At 61.8% G+C, this 19,487-nt stretch carries 11 protein-coding genes and 1 pseudogene; 4 read left to right on the top strand and 8 right to left on the bottom strand.

What is annotated here, in order from left to right:
• Window positions 1-21 precede the first annotated feature (21 nt).
• Together ACS4RS_RS08015 and ACS4RS_RS08010 are read left to right on the top strand one after the other, a co-directional pair.
• Entirely contained in the window at window positions 22-4,797 is a 4,776-nt protein-coding gene (locus ACS4RS_RS08015; RefSeq protein WP_439011400.1) for an NAD-glutamate dehydrogenase domain-containing protein, read from the top strand.
• A 24-nt stretch (window positions 4,798-4,821) separates the two neighbouring features.
• Window positions 4,822-6,210: an MFS transporter gene (locus ACS4RS_RS08010; protein WP_439011401.1), complete on the top strand. Its 1,389-nt coding sequence runs from the start codon at window positions 4,822-4,824 to the stop codon at window positions 6,208-6,210.
• A 44-nt stretch (window positions 6,211-6,254) separates the two neighbouring features.
• Here ACS4RS_RS08010 and purH read toward each other — a convergent pair whose 3' ends face one another.
• The 4 genes from purH to htpX form a co-directional block, all read right to left on the bottom strand.
• Window positions 6,255-7,871, bottom strand: a complete 1,617-nt coding sequence (gene purH, locus ACS4RS_RS08005; RefSeq protein WP_439011402.1) for a bifunctional phosphoribosylaminoimidazolecarboxamide formyltransferase/IMP cyclohydrolase — start codon at window positions 7,869-7,871, stop codon at window positions 6,255-6,257.
• 151 nt (window positions 7,872-8,022) lie between these two features.
• Window positions 8,023-9,696, bottom strand: coding sequence for a heparinase II/III domain-containing protein (locus ACS4RS_RS08000; RefSeq protein WP_439011403.1), 1,674 nt, complete (start codon window positions 9,694-9,696; stop codon window positions 8,023-8,025).
• Between the two features lie 156 nt (window positions 9,697-9,852).
• On the bottom strand, window positions 9,853-11,241 hold the full coding sequence (locus ACS4RS_RS07995; protein ID WP_439011404.1) for a transcription antitermination factor NusB: 1,389 nt from the start codon (window positions 11,239-11,241) through the stop codon (window positions 9,853-9,855).
• Window positions 11,232-12,194, bottom strand: a complete 963-nt coding sequence (gene htpX, locus ACS4RS_RS07990) for a zinc metalloprotease HtpX (protein WP_439011405.1) — start codon at window positions 12,192-12,194, stop codon at window positions 11,232-11,234. The genes ACS4RS_RS07995 and htpX overlap by 10 nt, the downstream gene beginning before the upstream one ends.
• A gap of 109 nt (window positions 12,195-12,303) precedes the next feature.
• Here htpX and ACS4RS_RS07985 point away from each other — a divergent pair, with 109 nt between their 5' ends.
• Window positions 12,304-12,525 (top strand): DUF1674 domain-containing protein, encoded by a 222-nt coding sequence (locus ACS4RS_RS07985; RefSeq protein WP_071085833.1) that lies wholly within the window; start codon window positions 12,304-12,306, stop codon window positions 12,523-12,525.
• A 201-nt stretch (window positions 12,526-12,726) separates the two neighbouring features.
• Here the strand turns inward: ACS4RS_RS07985 and acs are convergent, their stop codons facing one another.
• Window positions 12,727-14,682 carry an acetate--CoA ligase gene (gene acs, locus ACS4RS_RS07980; protein WP_439011406.1) on the bottom strand — a complete coding sequence of 652 codons (1,956 nt, stop codon included), beginning with the start codon at window positions 14,680-14,682 and terminating at the stop codon, window positions 12,727-12,729.
• 229 nt (window positions 14,683-14,911) lie between these two features.
• On the opposite strand from acs, the gene ACS4RS_RS07975 reads away from it, so the two are divergent.
• Window positions 14,912-15,619, top strand: a complete 708-nt coding sequence (locus ACS4RS_RS07975; protein WP_126921543.1) for a DUF1013 domain-containing protein — start codon at window positions 14,912-14,914, stop codon at window positions 15,617-15,619.
• A 65-nt stretch (window positions 15,620-15,684) separates the two neighbouring features.
• Here the strand turns inward: ACS4RS_RS07975 and ACS4RS_RS07970 are convergent.
• From ACS4RS_RS07970 to ACS4RS_RS07960, 3 genes and pseudogenes are all read right to left on the bottom strand, one after another.
• Window positions 15,685-16,582 (bottom strand): annotated as a pseudogene (locus ACS4RS_RS07970) (flagellin N-terminal helical domain-containing protein).
• Window positions 16,583-16,665: 83 nt separating this feature from the next.
• The gene (locus tag ACS4RS_RS07965) at window positions 16,666-18,576 is read right to left on the bottom strand and encodes a propionyl-CoA synthetase (protein WP_439011407.1); all 1,911 of its coding nucleotides are present in this window, start codon (window positions 18,574-18,576) and stop codon (window positions 16,666-16,668) included.
• An 82-nt stretch (window positions 18,577-18,658) separates the two neighbouring features.
• On the bottom strand, window positions 18,659-19,318 hold the full coding sequence (locus tag ACS4RS_RS07960; RefSeq protein WP_439011408.1) for a YggS family pyridoxal phosphate-dependent enzyme: 660 nt from the start codon (window positions 19,316-19,318) through the stop codon (window positions 18,659-18,661).
• Window positions 19,319-19,487 lie beyond the last annotated feature (169 nt).

Here is a 19,487-nt window from a genome sequence, read left to right as displayed (position 1 = left end):
GTCCATTGCGGGAGGCGATTCATGGCTGCCAGAAACAATCCGAAACGGGAAAAACAGATCGAAAGCGCGCGGAAGATCGCCAAGGCGACGGGCGACGCGCATCTCGATCCGGAAATTCTCTTCGGACGGGCCAGCAATGACGATCTCGAACTCTATACGCCTGAGATGCTGGCGCTCTCCGCCGTGCATTCGGCAAAGGAACTCGCCGCCTGGAACGGGAAGGCGCCCCGCGTCGGCATCGACACCATCGCCGATGTGAGGCCCGATGGCATTGCCGTTTCGGTGCTTTCGGTCACCGACCGGAACATGCCTTTCTTGTTTGAGTCGGTCATGGGTGAAGTGACGAGCACCTATCGCGACCTGTTCATGGCCGTGCATCCCATCCTGGTCATGGAAAAGGGCAAGGCGCCTGCGCTCTATTCCGCCGATCACCCGAGCGACCCGGCCAACCGCGTCAGCCATATCCAGCTCCACATTGCGCCGCTCAACTCCGAGCAGGCCGCAGATCTGGTCAAACGCATCGAAACCGTGCTCGAGCAGGTCCGCCTGTCAGTGTCCGACTGGAAGCCGATGCTTTCCAAGATCGACGGAGTGATCACCGAGCTTTCAGCCAATGGCGCCAGCCGGAAGAAGGCTGATCGCGATGAAGCCGTCGCCTTCCTGACATGGCTTCGCGACGAGAATTTCACATTCCTCGGGATGCGCGAATATGTCTATTCCGGCAAGGGTTCCGATGCCAGGGTCGAACGCGACAAGGGTACCGGCCTTGGCATTCTCTCCAATCCCGATGTGCTCGTTTTGCGCACCGGCAAGGACGCCGTGACGACGACGCCTGAAATCCTTGCCTTCCTCGACGGCCCGGACTTCCTGATCGTCACCAAGGCAAATGTGAAATCAATCGTCCATCGCCGCGCCTACATGGATTATGTCGGCGTCAAACGCTTCGACGCCGACGGCAACGTCACCGGCGAGCTGCGCATCGTCGGCCTTTTCACCTCGACGGCCTATACGTCGCTCGCCTCGGAAATCCCGCTCCTGCGTTCCAAGATCGAGAAGGTGAAGGAACATTTCGGCTTCGACCCGATGAGCCATTCCGGCCGCATGCTCGACAACACGCTGGAATCCTATCCGCGCGACGACCTTTTCCAGATCGACACCACGCTGCTTGCCAGTTTTGCCGAACAGATCAACGACCTGGCCGACCGGCCGCGCGTGCGTGTCCTGCCGCGCATCGACCATTTCGATCGCTTCGTCTCGGTGATCGTTTATGTGCCGCGCGAGGAATATGACTCGATCGTCCGCGAACGGATCGGCACCTATCTGAAGACTGTCTATGACGGTCGTGTCTCCGCCTATTACCCGGCTTTCCCGGAAGGCGGCGTGGCGCGCGTGCATTTCATCATCGGCCGCTCCAGCGGCAAGACGCCGCGCGTTCCGCAGTCAAAGCTCGAGCAGGTGATCCGCGAGATTACCGCCCGCTGGGACGACCGTTTCGAGGCGCTGGCCGGACCCAAGGCGCCGAAGATATCGGTCGACCAGGCCTTTCAGGATTCCTTCACGCCGGAGGAAACAGTGGCCGACCTGGCCGATATCGTCGCCTGCGCCGCTGGCGAGCCGCTTCGTATCGAGTTCTACCATCGTCGGGAAGAGCAGAGCAGAACCCTCTCGCTGAAGATCTTCCATGCCGGTGGCCAGCTGGCGCTGTCGCGCCGGGTGCCGCTTCTCGAGAATCTCGGCTTCAATGTCGTCAGCGAACGCACCTTCGACATCGGAGTACCGGAAACGGACGGAGAAACGAAACTCGTCGTGCTGCACGATATGGAGCTCGAGGCCCGCAACGGCGACGACGTCGATCTGCAGCGTTACGGCGCCACCCTCGAGGAAGCCTTCGTTGCTGCCTTCGCCGGCACGATCGACAATGACAGTTTCAACCGGCTGATCCTCTCGGCCGGGCTGTCGGCACGCGAGACGAACGTGCTGCGCGCCTATGCACGTTATCTCCGCCAGGCCGGCATCGCCTATTCGCAGGACTATATCGCGACGACGCTCGACAAATATCCCGGTGTTGTCGCCGCCATCTTCCGGCTGTTCCACGACACGCTCGATACCAGGCTTTCCGAAAAGGCCCGCGTCAAGAAGCTGGCCGACCTGCATCAGGCGATCGAGGTCGAGCTTGCCGACGTGCCGAGCCTTGACGACGACCGTATCCTGCGCCGCTACGTCAATATCGTCGATGCGACGCTGCGCACCAATTATTTCCAGAAGAATGCCGATGGATCGTCGAAGCCGATGCTGGCGTTCAAACTCGATCCGCACCTGGTCGACGGGCTGCCACAGCCCAAACCCTTCCGCGAGATGTTCGTCTACGGCGTCGAAGTCGAAGGCGTGCACCTGCGCTTCGGCAAGGTGGCGCGCGGCGGCCTGCGCTGGTCGGACCGCGCCGAGGACTACCGCACCGAGGTGCTCGGTCTCGTCAAGGCCCAACAGGTGAAGAACGCGGTCATCGTGCCGGTCGGCGCCAAGGGCGGCTTCTATCCGAAAAAGCTCCCCGTCGGCGGCAGCCGCGACGAGATCTTCAATGCCGGCCGCGAGGCTTACAAGACCTATATCCGCACGCTGCTGTCGATCACCGACAATATATCGGGCACCGAGATCGTGCCGCCGAAGGATACGGTCAGGCTCGACGGCGACGACCCCTATTTCGTGGTCGCCGCCGACAAGGGCACCGCGACCTTCTCCGACACCGCCAATGCGCTGGCGCAGGAAGCCGGTTTCTGGCTGGACGACGCCTTCGCCTCCGGCGGCTCGGCCGGTTACGACCACAAGAAGATGGGCATCACCGCCCGCGGCGCCTGGGAAACCGTCAAACGCCATTTCCGTGAAATGGACATCGACATCCAGACGACGCCCTTCACGGTCGCTGGCGTCGGCGACATGTCCGGCGACGTTTTCGGCAACGGCATGCTGCTCTCTCCGAAGATCCGGCTGATGGCAGCCTTCGACCATCGCGATATCGTCATCGATCCCGATCCCGATATGGAAAAGACGCTAGCCGAGCGCCAGCGGCTCTTCGACCTGCCCCGGTCAAGCTGGCAGGATTTCGACAAAAGCGTGCTCTCCAAGGGTGCGATGATCATCTCCCGCGCGACGAAATCGGTCACGCTGACACCGGAAGCAGTGGCAGCGATCGGCATCGATAAGGCCGTGGCCACGCCCTTCGAAATCATCACGGCGATCTTGAAGAGCCCGGTCGACCTGCTCTGGTTCGGCGGCATCGGCACCTATGTGAAAGCCCCGTCCGAAACCGACGCCGAAGTCGGCGACCGCGCCAACGACCCGATCCGCGTCACGGCAGTAGAGGTGCGCGCCAAGGTGATCGGCGAGGGCGCAAACCTCGGCGTCACCCAGAAGGGTCGCATTGCTTACGGTCTGAAGGGAGGACGCTGCAACTCCGACGCCATTGACAATTCGGCCGGCGTCAACACCTCGGACGTCGAGGTCAACATCAAGATCGCACTGGCGTCCGCCATGCATGACGGGCGTCTGACGCGCGCAAAACGCGACCAGCTTTTGTCTTCGATGACCGGCGAAGTGGCGAGCCTGGTGTTGCGCAACAACTATCTGCAATCGCTGGCGATCTCGCTGACGGAACGCAAGGGCACGGCAAACGGTCTGGAGCTTGGCCGTTTCATGAGCGTGCTCGAGGCCGCCGGACAGTTGAACCGCAAGGTCGAGACGCTGCCGGACGAACAGACGCTGGCCGAACGTTATACCGCCGGCAAACCGCTGACGCGCCCGGAAATCGGCGTCCTGGTATCCTATGCCAAGATCGTGCTCTTCGATGCGCTCGCCGCCAGCGATCTGCCGGATGATCCCTATTTTACCGAGACGCTTTTGAATTATTTCCCCGTCAAGATGCAGAAGTCGAACGCCGGCGATATCGCCGGTCACCGCCTGAAGCGCGAAATTGTCGCGACGGTGCTTGCCAACGAGGCGATCAACCGCGGCGGGCCGAGCTTCACCGTTGCCATGATGGATGCGACGGCGGCGTCGGCACCGGAAGTGGTGCGAGCGGCGATCGTTGCCCGCGACGGTTTCGACTTGACCAGACTCTGGGCCGAAACGGATGCGCTCGACGGCCGGATATCGGGCGAGATGCAGAACCGCATCTACCAGGAAATCAGCCATAGCTTTACCGTTTTGACACGCCTGCTGTTGAAGACCGCGATGACCAGGTCGGATATGGCCGAAGTAATTAGCCGGCTGCAGGCTGCTTTGAAGAAACTGAAACCTGCCTTCGCCGAACAATCGGCCGGCGATACCGCGGCGCGCCAGGCCGAATATATCCAGGCGGGCGTGCCCGAAAAGCTCGCAGCCGAGATCGCCAATCTTCAGAGCTTCGCGCTGGTGCCGGAGATCATGCAGATTGCCGAGCGCACCGGCGAGCCTCTGGTGCGCGCCGCCGAAAACTACTTCGCGGTGTCGCAGACCTTCCGGATCGCCCGGCTGCTGGCGGCGGGTGGACGGATCGTCACCTCCGACCATTACGAGAACCTGGCGCTTGCCCGCAGCATCGACCAGATCGCCAGCGCAAGACGCGACATCGTCATCTCGGCGCTGTCCGATCACAGCAAGGAAAAACTCCCCGTTCAGGCTTGGCACGCCCAGGATCGCGTCCGCATCAACCGGATTGTCGAAGAGCTGTCGAGCCTCAGCGACAGCGGCGATCCGAATCTTGCGCGTATTACCGTTGCTGCAGGTATCCTGACCGATCTTGCGCGCGACCGGGTGAGGTGAGACAGTCCGCGGAAAAAGGAGCGGATGTTGAATCGCATTGACTGGACAGGAACGCGTCCGCCGAAGGCCACGGAGAAGGGCATCTGGGGGTGGATGTTCTTCGATTGGGCAGCCCAGCCCTTCTTTACCGTGGTCACCACCTTCATCTTCGGTCCCTATTTCGTTTCCCGTCTGACCGATGACCCGGTTTCCGCGCAGACGACGTGGAGCAACATGGCGACGATCTCCTCGGTGATCATCGCCCTGCTCTCGCCCATCCTCGGCTCGATCGCCGACCAGTCGGGCGCGCGCAAACCCTGGATCGGCTTTTTCGCGATCATCAAGATCGTCAGCCTTTTCTGCCTGTGGTTCGCAGCCCCCGGCTCGCCTGTTCTTTATCCGGTCATTTTCATGATCCTTGCCTCGATCTCGGCCGAGTTTTCGATCGTCTTCAACGATTCGATGATGCCGCGGCTGGTCGCCAAGCACGAGGTCGGCAAGCTCTCCAACACCGCCTGGGGGCTCGGTTATCTCGGCGGCATCATCGTGCTCATTGCCGTCGTGACCCTCTTGGCTGCGAGCCCGGAGAGCGGCAAGACCATCCTCGGCCTCGATCCGCTTTTCGGTCTCGATCCTCGGACCGGCCAGGATGCACGCATCACCGGGCCGATCTCAGCCGTCTGGTATCTGATCTTCATCTTGCCGATGTTCTTCTTTACGCCGGATGTCGGCAGAGGTCTTCCGTTCGGCACTGCCGTCCGCGCCGGCCTGCGGGAACTGAAAAACACACTTGGCGAACTCAAGGAACGCCGCGGCATCCTGAGATTTCTCATCGCCCGGATGATCTATCAGGATGGCGTCAACGGCCTGCTGATCCTCGGCGGTATTTTCGCCGCCGGCATGTTCGGCTGGGCAACGATCGAGATCGGCGTCTACGGCATCATCCTGAATGTCGTCGCGATCTTCGGCTGCCTGATCGCCGGCCGCATCGACAAGGGCGTCGGTTCGAAGGTGACCGTCGTCATCAGCCTCACCATGCTGCTTCTCGCCACCATCGGCATCATTTCGACAGGACCGGGTTACACCCTGTTCGGCCTGCTGCCGCTGCCGACGGCGGATTCCGGCGGCCTCTTCGGCACCGCGGCGGAAAAGGCCTATATCCTTTACGGTCTGCTGATCGGGTTCACCTTCGGGCCGGTGCAGGCCTCGTCGCGCTCCTATCTCGCCCGTAGCGTTAGCCCTGAGGAAGCCGGCCGCTACTTCGGCATCTACGCGCTTTCGGGGCGCGCCACGAGTTTCATGGCGACACTGCTCTTCTCGCTGATGACCTATATGAGCGGGTCACCGCGGCTTGGAATGGCCACGCTGATCCTGTTTCTCGCCGGCGGCCTGGTGCTGCTCATCCGCACGCCCTATCCGGCCGATCGCGCGTAGGGTTACGCGCGTCGGACCTGACGGAAGCGTGGCGCAGTCCTCATTCAGTGCCGGAAATGGCGCATGCCGGTAAAGACCATCGCAATGCCGTGTTCGTCGGCGGCATCGATGACTTCCTGGTCGCGCATCGAACCGCCAGGCTGGATCACCGCCGTCGCCCCTGCTGCGATCATCGACAGAAGACCGTCGGCAAACGGCAGGAAGGCTTCCGAGGCGACTGCCGACCCATGCGTCATCGGCACTGCAAGGCCGAGCGCCTTGGCGGCCTCTTCCGCCTTCAGCGCGGCGATGCGGGCGGAATCGACCCGGCTCATCTGGCCGGCGCCGATACCGGCGGTCTGGCCGTCCTTGGCATAGACCACGGCGTTCGATTTCACGTGTTTGCCGATCTTGAAGGCGAACTTCATATCATCGAGCTCCTGCGCCGTCGGCGCACGCTTAGTGACAACCTTTAGCTCCAGATCCTCGACCATGCCGTTGTCGCGGCTTTGGACCAGCAGGCCGCCGGAAACGGTCTTCGCCGTCAGGCCCGCAGCGCGCGGATCGGGCAGGCCGCCGGCCGACAGCAGTCGCAGGTTCGGCTTGCGGGCGATGATCGCCTTCGCGTCCTCGGCCACATCGGGCGCGATGATCACTTCGGTAAAGAGCTTGACGATCTCCTCAGCCGTTTCGGCATCCAGCGTCCGATTGAGCGCGATGATGCCGCCGAAGGCGGAAACGCTGTCGCAGGCAAGCGCCCGCCGATAGGCCTCGACCAGGCTCGACCCGGTGGCGACGCCGCAGGGATTGGCATGCTTGATGATGGCGCAGGCCGGCGCCTTCTCGGGCAGGAACTCGGCGACCAGCTCGTAGGCGGCATCGGTATCGTTGATGTTGTTGTAGGAGAGCTGCTTGCCCTGGAGGAGGGCAGCCGTCGAAACACCCGGGCGCTTCTCACCGGTCACATAGAAGGCAGCCTTCTGGTGCGGGTTTTCGCCGTAACGCATCTCTTCCTTCAGCGCCCCGCCGATAACGCGGTGGCGCGGCGTGTCGATCGACAGCGCTTCTGCGAACCAGTTGGAAATCACAGCGTCATAGGCCGCGGTGCGGGCATAGGCCTTGGCGGCCATGCGCTGGCGGAAGGCATAGCCGGTCTTGCCACCATCTGCGGAAAGCTGCTCCTTGAACTCGGCATAGTCGCTCGGATCGGTCAGGATCGTCACATAGGCATGGTTCTTGGCCGAAGCGCGGATCATCGCCGGGCCACCGATATCGATATTTTCGACGGTTGTGGGATAATCGCCGCCAGCCGCGCGCACTTCTTCGAAGGGATAGAGGTTGATGACGGCGAGGTCGATGGCCTCGATGCCGTGGGTCTTCATCGCCTCCTGGTGTTCGCTGTCGTCGCGGATCGCCAGCAGGCCGCCATGCACCGTCGGATGCAGCGTCTTGACCCGCCCGTCCATGATCTCGGGAAAGCCGGTGATCTCGGAGACATCGGTAACGGCAAGGCCGGCGGCCGCGATCGCCTTGTAGGTGCCGCCGGTCGACAGCAGGCGCGCGCCTCGTTCCGAAAGTGCCTGGGCGAGTTCGACGATCCCGGTCTTGTCGAAGACGGAGAGGAGGGCGGTCTTGATTTCGACCTTATCGGGGGCGGGGATCTTCTTGGAAATGACGGCCATGAAACCTTCTCCGTTCGGTCTTCGGGAGACATCCGCTTGCTTTAGAGCAGGATTCGGATTTCAGGCCGGCTCGGGCCTAAGATCATCCTACTCCAGGACGCTCGCATTGTGAGGCCGCGTTAGCACAGCTTCGCCGCCGCGCAAACAGGTGCTACCCCTTGCGAGACAAAAACCAGCGGATTTCTGTCTTCTCGGCAAGATCGAAGTCGATTTCGATCTGGTCCGAACCGCAAATGCCGGAGCTGTCGGCGAAGAAGATGTCCTCGGTGATCAGCACTTCGTTGCCGGGCGCCGAAAACAGCCAGCTTTCGCCGTCCGGCGCCGTCAGCAGCACGGACTCCCCATCGCTCTGCTGAAGGACGATGGAGGGATGGATATGAAAACGGGCGACGGCCTTCAGGGGCTCGTGATGTTCATACCCTTCCCGGACGACGAGCCGGTCACGCCCGGTCACGATCGAGCCTGCGGCATTGAGTGTCAGCTCACGTTCGTGTAGCACCCCGAACACCCTGAGATATCCGTCATGGCTGAGCTTGATGCCGTCGCGTCCGTCCTCAGTTTCCGCGCGCTCGATAGTGACTGTTCTCACCGGTTCGGTGATCGCGTGATTGAGGAAGGGCGAGGGCGAAAAGCGGCTGGACGAAGTGTCGTTCAAAATAACCGTCGAATGCGCCGCTGTCGTGCGCGCCATCTGGACATAGCGGTGCCCGGCAAATTTCGGCGAGCCGGAATTGACGATGAAGCGGTGGCGGCCGGACGACATTTCGAAGGAGAGGCTGCCGGCATGCACGGTCCGCAGCGCGCCTCCCGAAGGCGGCGTGCCTGCATCGGCAATGATGACTGTTTTACCTCCGGAAAGCCGCTGATAGCGTGACTGCGGCAAGGCCTTGAACGGCTGGCCGGCGGTCTCGTCATAGCGCAGCACGGAGATCAGCTCGTTTGCCAGCGTCGATGTCGCCCCGTTGAACAGCGCCAGATCCCCGTCCTGATGGCGAAAGAACCGCAAAGCCGGATATATGCGGTCGATGCCGGAGATCAGCTTCTGCGGCAGGTCATGGCCGAGATTGACATAGGTTTGTCTCAGCGGCAGCAGATCGAGCAGCAATTCCAGGCCGACGCGCGGATTGCGCGAGATATGGCCGCCATCCGGCAGAATCTGGCTATCGAATTCGCGGTCGAGCGCCTGCGCCGCCCGTCTGAGCGTCGATGCGCGGGCAGGCATGGCGACAGAGGCCATGGCGAGCGCGATACGCAGCCGAAACAGCTCCAGGCCGCCAAGCGTATACGGCGCCATGCGATGCAGGAACCTCACTTGGAAGGCAAGTGCCTTCATGAAGCGGCGATAAAAGCCGCGGTCGGCATTCTGCAGCACGACCGGCGAATGCGAGAGCCAGGCAATGACGCGCTGCGCGGTAACGTCGATCTCCCATGCAACCCCCTCCATGCGGCCGGCATGGATGGAAAGCCAGCTGTCGACGATCGCGCGGGCAGCGGCCGAACTGCGCTCCGTCTTGTTCGCCCGCATATGCCGCAGCCAGCCGAAGCTGTGAAGGCGAATCGCGAAGGGGCGCGAAGGCAGGGTAAAGGTGAAGGGTGACTTTCCACTCGTTTCCAGCATCCGCCCGGCCAGCAGAAAACGTCCGTTGAGGATCTCGTCGGCGACATGCAAATCGATGCTGCGGAGATCGGTCGGCGCGACGATCAGACGCTCGGGCACGTTGATCGAATGGCGAAAGAGCTTTAGGCGCAGCAGCGCGACGCGGCGCAAGGCGCGCCGCCAAGCCTCCCGAACATACATGCTCGCAAAACGCCGACCGGACTGCATATTCTATTGTCTATTGACCCTCGTGGTTAAGAATAGGTGAAAAGCGGCCGATTTCATCGCCCGCAATGAATTAATTCGTAACAATGTTCGAATATACGCAAATTAACGCATTTCTTCCGCGTTCACGCACGGATGCAAAGCGTCCTGCGCCCGCAATCAGGCCACACGCCGCAGCACGGCGGCATAAAAGCCGTCGAGGCCGGAGGCGATGCCATCTGGCATTTTCAGCATGGTGGGAAGCGTGCGGAATTCGCCGAGCGGCGTGATCGCCGCTTCAAGGCCAGGCCAGTCGCCGGCATCGATCCGAACGCGCTCGATCCCATCCGTATCGGCAAGAACGCGGGCAACGACCTCCTCGCCCTCGGCGGGATCAAGCGAACAATTCGAAAAAACCAGCGTGCCGCCCAGCTTCAGCAATGTCAGCGCATGACGCAGTAGCCGCTCCTGCAGCGCCGCCAGCCTGCCGATATCCTCAGGCCCTTTGGTCCACAACACGTCGGGGTGCCGGCGTGTCGTACCGGTGGAAGAGCAGGGCGCATCGAGCAGGATTGCGTCGAAACGCTCGGCCGGTTCGAACGTCGTCAGATCCGCCGCGATCGTCTCTGCCTTCAGGTCGAGCCGGTCGAGATTCGACCGCAGCCGCCTCAGCCGGCTTTCCGACTGGTCGAGTGCGGTAACCGCGCCGCCGGCGAGGATGAGCTGCGCCGTCTTGCCGCCGGGCGCGGCGCAGAGATCGGCGGCACGCTTGCCCGAGAGATCGCCGAACAGCTTCGCCGGGATGCTTGCGGCCGCATCCTGCACCCACCAGGCGCCCTCGTCGAAGCCTTCGAGCGAAGGGATGCCGCCATCGAAGGCAGCAAGTCGCACGCCGCCGGTCGGCAGCAGAACACCGTTCAGCCGCTTTGCCCAGCCTTCGGGATCCGACTTGACGGTCAGATCGATTGCGGCCGGTTGGAGCTGAGATTCCGAAATCGCCAGCGCCGCGTCCCGGCCGTAGGCTTTTTCTAGCCTGGCGATGAACCAGGCCGGCATTGGTGCGACCTTGCCGATCTCGGCGAGCACCTCATCCTTCTCGCGGCCGAGCCGGCGGAGAATGGCATTGACCAGCTTGGCGAAACGGCGATTGCGCGGGTCTTGATTGGCCTGCTCGACGGCAAGGTCGACAGCCGAATGGTCGGGCACATCGAGATAGAGGATCTGCGCGGCGCCAATCGAAAGCACATGCTGCAGCGCCCGCGCACCCTCCGGCAGTGGCGATTCCAGCAACGAGGCTATCGCAGCATCGATGCGCGGCAAATGGCGCAGCGTCGTGTTCAGCATGGCGCGGACAAGCGCCCGATCGTTTTCGCCGAGCGCCCGGTAGGCCGGATTGCCGTGTTCATGATCGAGAGCGCCGTCGAGTGGCAGTTTGCGGTCGACGACGGCGCCGAGAATTTTTGCCGCCGCAGCCCGCGCCTGCAGGCCTGGTTTGGTCGGCGCAGATCGTTCGGTGGACGGCTTATGCTTGCGGAATAGTTTCTTCGTGCCGTCTGAATTCAAGACCATGGACCTTTTGGCGGTTGCGAACCACCGCGACCAAGACCCGTATCCGGAACAGAGCGCGATTTGCGCGACGGATTAGCAGCCCGAACCGGCGGCGTCGAGACGTTCATGCCGCCCTGCACCATGTCCTGCAGCGCAGCGATGCGGTTTTCCGTGTTCGGATGTGTGGAAAACAGATTGTCCATACGCTCGCCGGACAGCGGATTGATAATGAACATATGCGCGGTCGCCGGGTTGCGCTCGGCATCCTCGTTCGGCACGTGGGCGGCGGCGCGCGCGATCTTGCCGAGCGCCGAAGCAAGCCACAGCGGATTGCCGCAGATCTCGGCGCCACGGCGGTCGGCCGAATATTCGCGCGTCCGGCTGATTGCCATCTGCACCAGCATGGCCGCAAGCGGTGCCACGATCATCGCGACAAGAACGCCGACGAAACCAAGGGGATTGTTGTTGTTTTCACGATTGCCGCCGAAGAAGAAGGCGAAGTTGCCGAGCATCGAGATCGCGCCGGCGAGCGTTGCCGTGATCGTCATCGTCAACGTGTCGCGGTTCCGAATATGGGCGAGCTCATGCGCCATCACGCCGGCGACTTCCTCCGGAGACAATGCCTGGAGCAGGCCCGTCGAGGCGGCGACGGCGGCGTTATCGGGATTGCGGCCGGTGGCGAAAGCATTCGGCTGCGGGCTGTCGTAGAGATAGACCTTCGGCATCGGCAGGCCGGCATTGCGCGCGAGATCGCGCACGATCGCAAAGAACTCAGGCGCATTGCGTTCATCGACTTGCTGGGCGCGATAAGCCGAAAGCACCATGCGGTCGGAATTCCAGTAGGAGAAGAAATTCATGCCGGCGGCGATGACGAAGGCAATCATCATGCCGGCGCGACCGCCGATCAGAAAGCCGACAAACATGAAAAGCGCCGTCATGAAGGCAAGCAACATGGCAGTGCGGACGAGGTTCATTGCGGATCTCCATCTCCGATTTCGCCGGCGCAAGCTTTCAATCCCGGCAACGGCGCATTATGATTTGGTTATTCGCCAGCCATTTTCAATATTTCCGGCAGGAGATGCCATGCAGGACGCCGATAACGACAATAGCGAAACGCCGACGGCCGAGGCATCGCCGCCGCGCAAAATGCTGTCCCCGGCTGCCAAACGTGCGCTTGCCGAAGCCGAGGAGCGGCGAAAGAACCAGAAACCGCTGGAACTGCCGCCGGAAACCGGCGGCCGCGGCGGCGCCGAACCGGCCCGCTTCGGCGATTACGAGATCAACGGTCGGGCGATCGATTTTTAGGTTTTCTCGTCTCGGTCGGAATCTGGCGCGCGATGCGACGGACGGAATGGTGGGATCGTTCGCCCAGGAATCCGGCTAACGTCACCGCGCCGGCAATCGTCTTGCAGGAATGAGGGAATCGCCCGGCCACGCCCACGCATCCAGTTATGGAAGCAAAGTGAGCCGCCCCAGAAACCGTTAAGGCCGGAACGGCTCGCTATATCAGGCGTTCGCCTTGTTTTGTCGGTTGGCGATTAGATCGTCGACGACGGCAGGATCGGCGAGCGTCGAGGTATCGCCGAGCGCGCCAAAATCGTCTTCGGCGATCTTGCGCAGAATCCGGCGCATGATCTTGCCCGAGCGGGTCTTCGGCAGGCCGTGCGCGAACTGGATCTTGTCGGGCGCGGCGATCGGGCCGATTTCGGCACGCACATGTTTCACCAGGTCCTGGCGGAGCGTGTCCGTTCCTTCATGGCCAGCCATCAGTGTCACATAGCAATAGATGCCCTGGCCCTTGATCGGGTGCGGATAACCGACCACCGCGGCTTCCGAAACCAGATTGTGCGAGACGAGCGCCGATTCCACCTCGGCGGTGCCGAGCCGGTGGCCGGACACGTTGAGCACATCATCGACACGGCCGGTGATCCAGTAATAGCCGTCCGCATCGCGCCGGCAGCCGTCGCCGGTGAAATATTTCCCCTTGTAGGTGGAGAAATAGGTCTGGATGAAGCGTTCGTGGTCACCGTAGACCGTGCGCATCTGGCCCGGCCAGCTGTCGGTGATGCAGAGATTGCCGTCGGCGGCACCTTCCAGCACCTTACCTTCATTGTCGACCAGCTGCGGCTTGATGCCGAAGAACGGCACCGTCGCAGAACCGGGTTTCAGATCGATGGCGCCGGGCAGTGGCGTGATCATGTGGCCGCCGGTTTCCGTCTGCCACCAGGTATCGATGACCGGGCAGCGCTTGTCGCCGACGACACTGTAATACCATTCCCAGGCTTCCGGGTTGATCGGTTCGCCGACCGTGCCGAGCAGCCGCAACGACGAGCGCGAGGAACGGGTGACGAAGTCGTCCCCGGCCCCCATCAGCGAGCGGATCGCCGTCGGCGCGGTATAGAAGATATTGACCTTGTGTTTGTCGATGACTTCCCAGAAGCGGCCCTGGTCGGGGAAATTCGGCACGCCCTCGAACATCAGCGTTGTCGCGCAGTTGGCGAGCGGCCCGTAGACGATATAGGAGTGGCCGGTGACCCAGCCGACATCGGCGGTGCACCAATAGACGTCGCCGTCATGATAGTCGAAAACATATTCATGCGTCATCGCCGCATAGACGAGATAACCGCCGGTCGTGTGCAGCACGCCCTTCGGCTTGCCGGTCGAACCTGACGTATAAAGAATGAAGAGAGGATCTTCCGCCTTCATCTTCACTGGCGGACATTCCGGCTTCACCGTGGCGATCTCCTGGTGATACCAGAGATCGCGGCCTGGCGCCCAGCCGGTCTTGCCGCCGGTGCGTCGCACGACCAGCACCTTGCTGACATGCACATGCTGGCGGGCGGCGATATGGATCGCCGTATCGGTATTGTCCTTCAGCGGCACCGGCTTGCCGCCGCGCAGACCTTCGTCGCAGGTGATCACGAAGGTGGATTCACAGTCGACGATACGGCCGGCGAGCGCCTCCGGCGAGAAACCGCCGAAGACTACCGAATGCACCGCGCCGATGCGGGCGCAGGCGAGCATCGCGTAAGCCGCTTCCGGGATCATCGGCATATAGATGGTAACGCGATCACCCTTCTTGACGCCGTGCTTCTTCAACACATTCGCCATCCGGCAGACATGTTCGTAGAGCTCGTTATAGGTGACCTTATTGTCGATATAGGGATTGTCGCCTTCCCAGATGATCGCCACCTGGTCGCCATTGGTCTTCAGGTGCCGGTCGATGCAATTATAGGAGACGTTGGTCTGACCGTCTTCGAACCACTTGATCGAAACCTTGCCGGTAAAGGACGTGTTCTTGACCTTAGTATAGGGCTTGAACCAGTCGATGCGCTTGCCGTGTTTGCCCCAGAACTTGTCCGGGTTCTCGACGCTTTCCTCGTACCATTTCAGGTACTTTTCCTTATCGATCAGGGCGCGCGCCTTCACCGGCTTCGTGACCGGATAGATCTTCTCCGACATGCAACTCCTCCTCATGGGACATGCGACGGGCCAGGTGAGCGTTAGGGCCCGGATTCAAATCACGGCAATTCATAGCAGCTCGCATCGCCACCGCAATTAGACAAAGGTCATTTGATTTCGGAAGAATTGCAATTCTGCGACAGTGCGGTTATATAGCGGCATATTTCCCGGACATTGTGGTGACAATCCACGGACCGCGACCGGCGCGGACGATAGAAGGACTATATCCATGGCTCAAACACTGCTCATGCCGAAGGCGACCGCCATCTGGCTTGTCGACAACACGGCGCTGTCTTTCGATCAGATCGCGCAGTTCTGCAAACTGCATCCGCTCGAAGTCAAGGCGATCGCCGATGGCGAAGCCGCGCAGGGCATCAAGGGCCTCGACCCGATCTCGACCGGACAGCTCTCCCGTGACGAGATCGCCCGCGCTGAAGCCAATCCGAACCACAAGCTGAAGCTTTCCGAACCGAAGGTGCGGGTGCCGGAATCCAAGCGCCGGGGCCCGCGTTATACGCCGGTTTCCAAGCGTCAGGACCGTCCGAACGCCATTCTCTGGCTCGTTCGCAACCATCCGGAGCTGAAGGACGCGCAGATTTCCCGGCTTGTCGGCACCACGAAATCCACCATCGAGCAGATCCGCGAGCGCACCCACTGGAACTCCGCCAACCTGGCGCCGATGGATCCGGTAACGCTTGGCCTCTGCAGCCAGATCGATCTAGACATGGAAGTCGAAAAGGCTGCGAAGGGCCGTCCTCTGCCGACCGCCGCCGAGCTTGGCGCGACGCTGCAATCGGCCCAGGAAACCGAGCGCCTGACCCCGAGCTACGAGCGCGAGGAGGAAAAGGAAAAGGAAATCGACGCCGATGCCGTCTTCCGCAAGCTGAGTTCGCTGCGCTCGGCGCCGAAGGACGAGGACGACGACGATCAGTACTGAGAGATCGACGATCTCATGAAAAACCCCGCCGGTATGAGCTAACCGGCGGGGTTTTTTGTTGCGGATTAGCTGCGGAACAGGGTGAGGATGTTCTGGGCGATCGACAGCGACTCGACGGCGAGCTGCTGCTGCCTCTGCAACGCCGAGAGCTTGCTCGATTGCTCTTCCATATCGGCATCGACCAGGCGGTCGACGCCGGAGTCGATCGGATCGTGAAGACCGCTGACGAAATTTTCCAGCAGCTGGATACAGGTCGAGCTCGAGCCCAGCGCCGAGCCGGCGGCCGTCATGGCACCTAGAACCAGTTCGACGCCGGTCAGGGCTGAATCGAGCTGGCCCTGGGCGAAATTGGTGATGTCGAGATCATAGACGACGCCATGACGATGACAGTGCCGCCATGGCTTCCATTGAGTCCGTGCCGATGATCCCGCTGTGGTCTCGATCGCACCGGTGCTCCTCATCCCGAAGAGCAAGTTTCCAAGTAAGCCCGAGATCGAGCACATAGTCCGTCATACTGACCGAGACGGCATTGCTGCCGTCACGCACGAAGGAGAAAACCACGCCCTTCGTGCCGCCAGCGCCGACAACCCAGTTTTCAGGCCGATTGAGCGGTGCCGAGCAGCTGTTCGAGCTCCTGCTGGATCTTCGTATTGTCGACGCCTTTTTCCGCGGCGGCGACGATCTTCGCCTTGATGTCGCTGAGGACGTCGAGCGCGCTGTCCATGGTCGAATAGGCGGTGTCGACCTTGGCCGCGCCGAGCCCGAGGGCATCGAAGACGGCTGCGAGTGCTTTGTTGTCAGAACGCATGGTCGTGGCAATCGACCAGTAGGCGGCATTGTCAGCCGCCTTTTCGACGCGATAACCCGAGGAAACGCGACGCTGGGTGTCCTTGAGGCTGTCGTTATGCGGCGCAAAGTCTGCAGCGCTGCCGTGACAGCGTTGTTGGTAAGGATGCTTGTCATGATCCGTTCCAGAATCGAGAAGGCATTCGCGCGTCTTTCAGCCGCTTAACGATTCCTCAATCAGGCTTACGGAATGTTTAATTTCACATCGGCAGAGAGCCCAAACCACGCCGGCGCAGCGCCTCGGCAATTTCCTCCAAAATCGTTGGATCATCAATGGTTGCAGGCATTTTCCAGGGTATGCCGTCGGCGATTTTCTGCATCGTCCCGCGCAGGATCTTGCCGGAGCGCGTCTTCGGCAACCGGTTAACGGCGATCGCCATCTTGAAGGCGGCGACAGGCCCGATCTGATCGCGAATCAACGCCACCACCTCTGATTCGATCGTCGTCACCTCGCGCGAAACATTCCGTTTCAGCACCAGGAATCCGCATGGCACCTGACCCTTCAACCTGTCGATCACGCCGATGACCGCGCATTCGGCGACATCGGGATGACGCGCGCAGACTTCCTCCATCGCCCCGGTGGAGAGCCGATGACCGGCGCAATTGATGATGTCGTCGGTGCGTGACATGATGAAGAGATAACCGTCCTCGTCGACATAGCCGGCATCGGCAGTCTTGTAGGTGCCGGGAAACTCGTCGAGATAGGCCGACCGGAAACGGTCGTCCGCATTCCAGAGGGTCGGCAGGCAGCCCGGCGGCAGCGGAAGCCTTATGACGATATTGCCGAGCGTTCCCGCTTCGATCGGATGGCCGGCATCGTCGAGAACGGCGATGTCGTAGCCGGGCATCGGCAGCGCCGGCGAACCAGGTTTGACGGGAAGGGCGCCGAGGCCAAGCGGATTGGCGGCGATCGGCCAGCCAGTCTCCGTCTGCCACCAGTGGTCGATGACCGGTATGGCGAGCATACGCTCCGCCCATTTCAAGGTCTCCGGGTCCGCCCTCTCGCCGGCAAGAAACAGCGCCCGCAGATCCGGCATCGGATATCGCCGCATCAGTTCGCCGTCGCCGTCCTCCCGGCGGATGGCGCGGAACGCCGTCGGCGCCGTGAAGAGCACCCGCACATGATATTCCGAAACAATGCGCCAAAACGCGCCGGCATCCGGGGTGCCGATTGGCTTTCCCTCGAAGATCAGGGTGGTGACGCCCGAGATCAGCGGCGCATAGACGATGTAGGAGTGCCCGACGACCCAGCCGATATCCGAAGCCGTCCAGAAGACTTCACCCGGCTTCAAGCCGTAGATATTCCGCATCGACCAGTTGAGCGCGACCATATGGCCGCCATTGTCGCGCACGACGCCCTTCGGCTGACCGGTGGTGCCCGAGGTGTAAAGGATATAGAGCGGGTCGGTCGCCTTGACCGGAACACAGGCGATCTCGGCGCCGCGATGCTGCGCCACCGCCGCCTCGAAATCCTGATCGCGGCCGCTGACGAGATCCGCCCGAAGCTCCGGCCGCTGCACGACGAGACAGTGCTCCGGCTTCGAACGCACCAGCATGAGCGCCTGGTCGACCAGGGGCTTATAGGCGACGATGCGGCCGGGCTCGAGCCCGCAGCTTGCGGTGATCACCAGCTTCGCACCGCAATCATCGATGCGGGCAGCAAGCTCGCTGGCGGCGAAACCACCGAAGACGACGGAGTGAACCGCACCGATGCGGGCGCAGGCGAGCATCGAAAACACCGCCTGCGGCACCATCGGCATATAGAGGATCACGCGATCGCCTCGACCGATCCCGAGATCAACAAGCGTCGCAGCGATGGCCTTCACTTCGTCAAGGACTTCGTCGTAAGTGAAACGGCGCTTCTCGCCGGTCATCGCACTGTCGAAGATCACAGCCGTCTGGCCACCACGCCCGGCAGTCACATGCCGGTCCAGGCAATTGTGGCAGGTATTGGTTTCGGCCCCTGAGAACCAGCGGCCATAGACGCCTTCCTCGGGCGAAAATACCCGCTCTGGCGGTCTGAACCAGTCGATCTCGGCGGCGGCTTCGCGCCAGAAGGCTTCGGGATCCCGTTTCCAGGCGGCATAAGCCTGATGATAGCCGTTCTGCATCTGCTCCTCCCCAGGATATGCAAGCCTCGATATCAATCTAGGCAGCAGTAGGGGGAAGGGGAAGCCCGACCAAAGCAGAGTATCAGCGGGCGCCGAAAATCGCCGATCCCACGCGCACGCTGGTGGCGCCGAAGGCGATGGCCGTCTCGTAATCGCCCGACATGCCCATGGACAGTTTTTCGACGCCGCATTTGAGCGCGAGCTTTGCAAGCAGGGCGAAATGCGGCCCGGGATTTTCGTCGGCCGGCGGAATGCACATCAGACCTTCGATGGAAAGACCGAGTTCGTCGCGGCAAAGGCTAACGAAGGCAGGCGTATCGTCAGGCGCGATGCCGGCCTTCTGCGGCTCGAGCCCGGTATTGACCTGGACGTAGAGCCGCGGCCTCTTGTCCTGCCGTTTCATCTCCTCGGCAAGCGCGCGGGCGATCTTTTCGCGATCCACCGTCTCGATGACGTCGAAAAGCGCCACTGCATCCGCCGCCTTGTTCGATTGCAGCGGTCCGATCAGGTGCAGCACGATATCCGGCCGCTCGGCCTTCAGCGCCGGCCACTTGCCCTGGCTCTCCTGCACCCGGTTCTCGCCGAAGACGCGCTGCCCGGCGTCGATGGCCGGGCGGATCGCCTCCGCCTCGAAGGTCTTCGACACCGCGACGAGCTGAACGGAACCCGCAGGGCGGGCTGCCTGGCGTTCACCAGCCGCAATCCGCGACCGCACGTCGTTCAAGCGCTCTTGAAGTTCCATCGTTCTGCCTCGACATACCAGCATGAAAGGATTGGCAATGAACTAACCAGCCAATCTGTGCTTGCCAAGACCCGCTCTCGCGAAATCGCCCGGCCAAGATGAAGATCGGCCGCTTGCAGCGCCTGCAAAACTTGACGCTACCGTGGTTTCATGGTGAAGGTCTCGACCG

This window comes from Rhizobium sp. F40D2 (genome assembly GCF_051810745.2).
Classification (GTDB): domain Bacteria; phylum Pseudomonadota; class Alphaproteobacteria; order Rhizobiales; family Rhizobiaceae; genus Rhizobium.
Note: the sequence above shows the minus strand (reverse complement) of the source record. Positions and strands in the feature narration are given on the sequence as shown.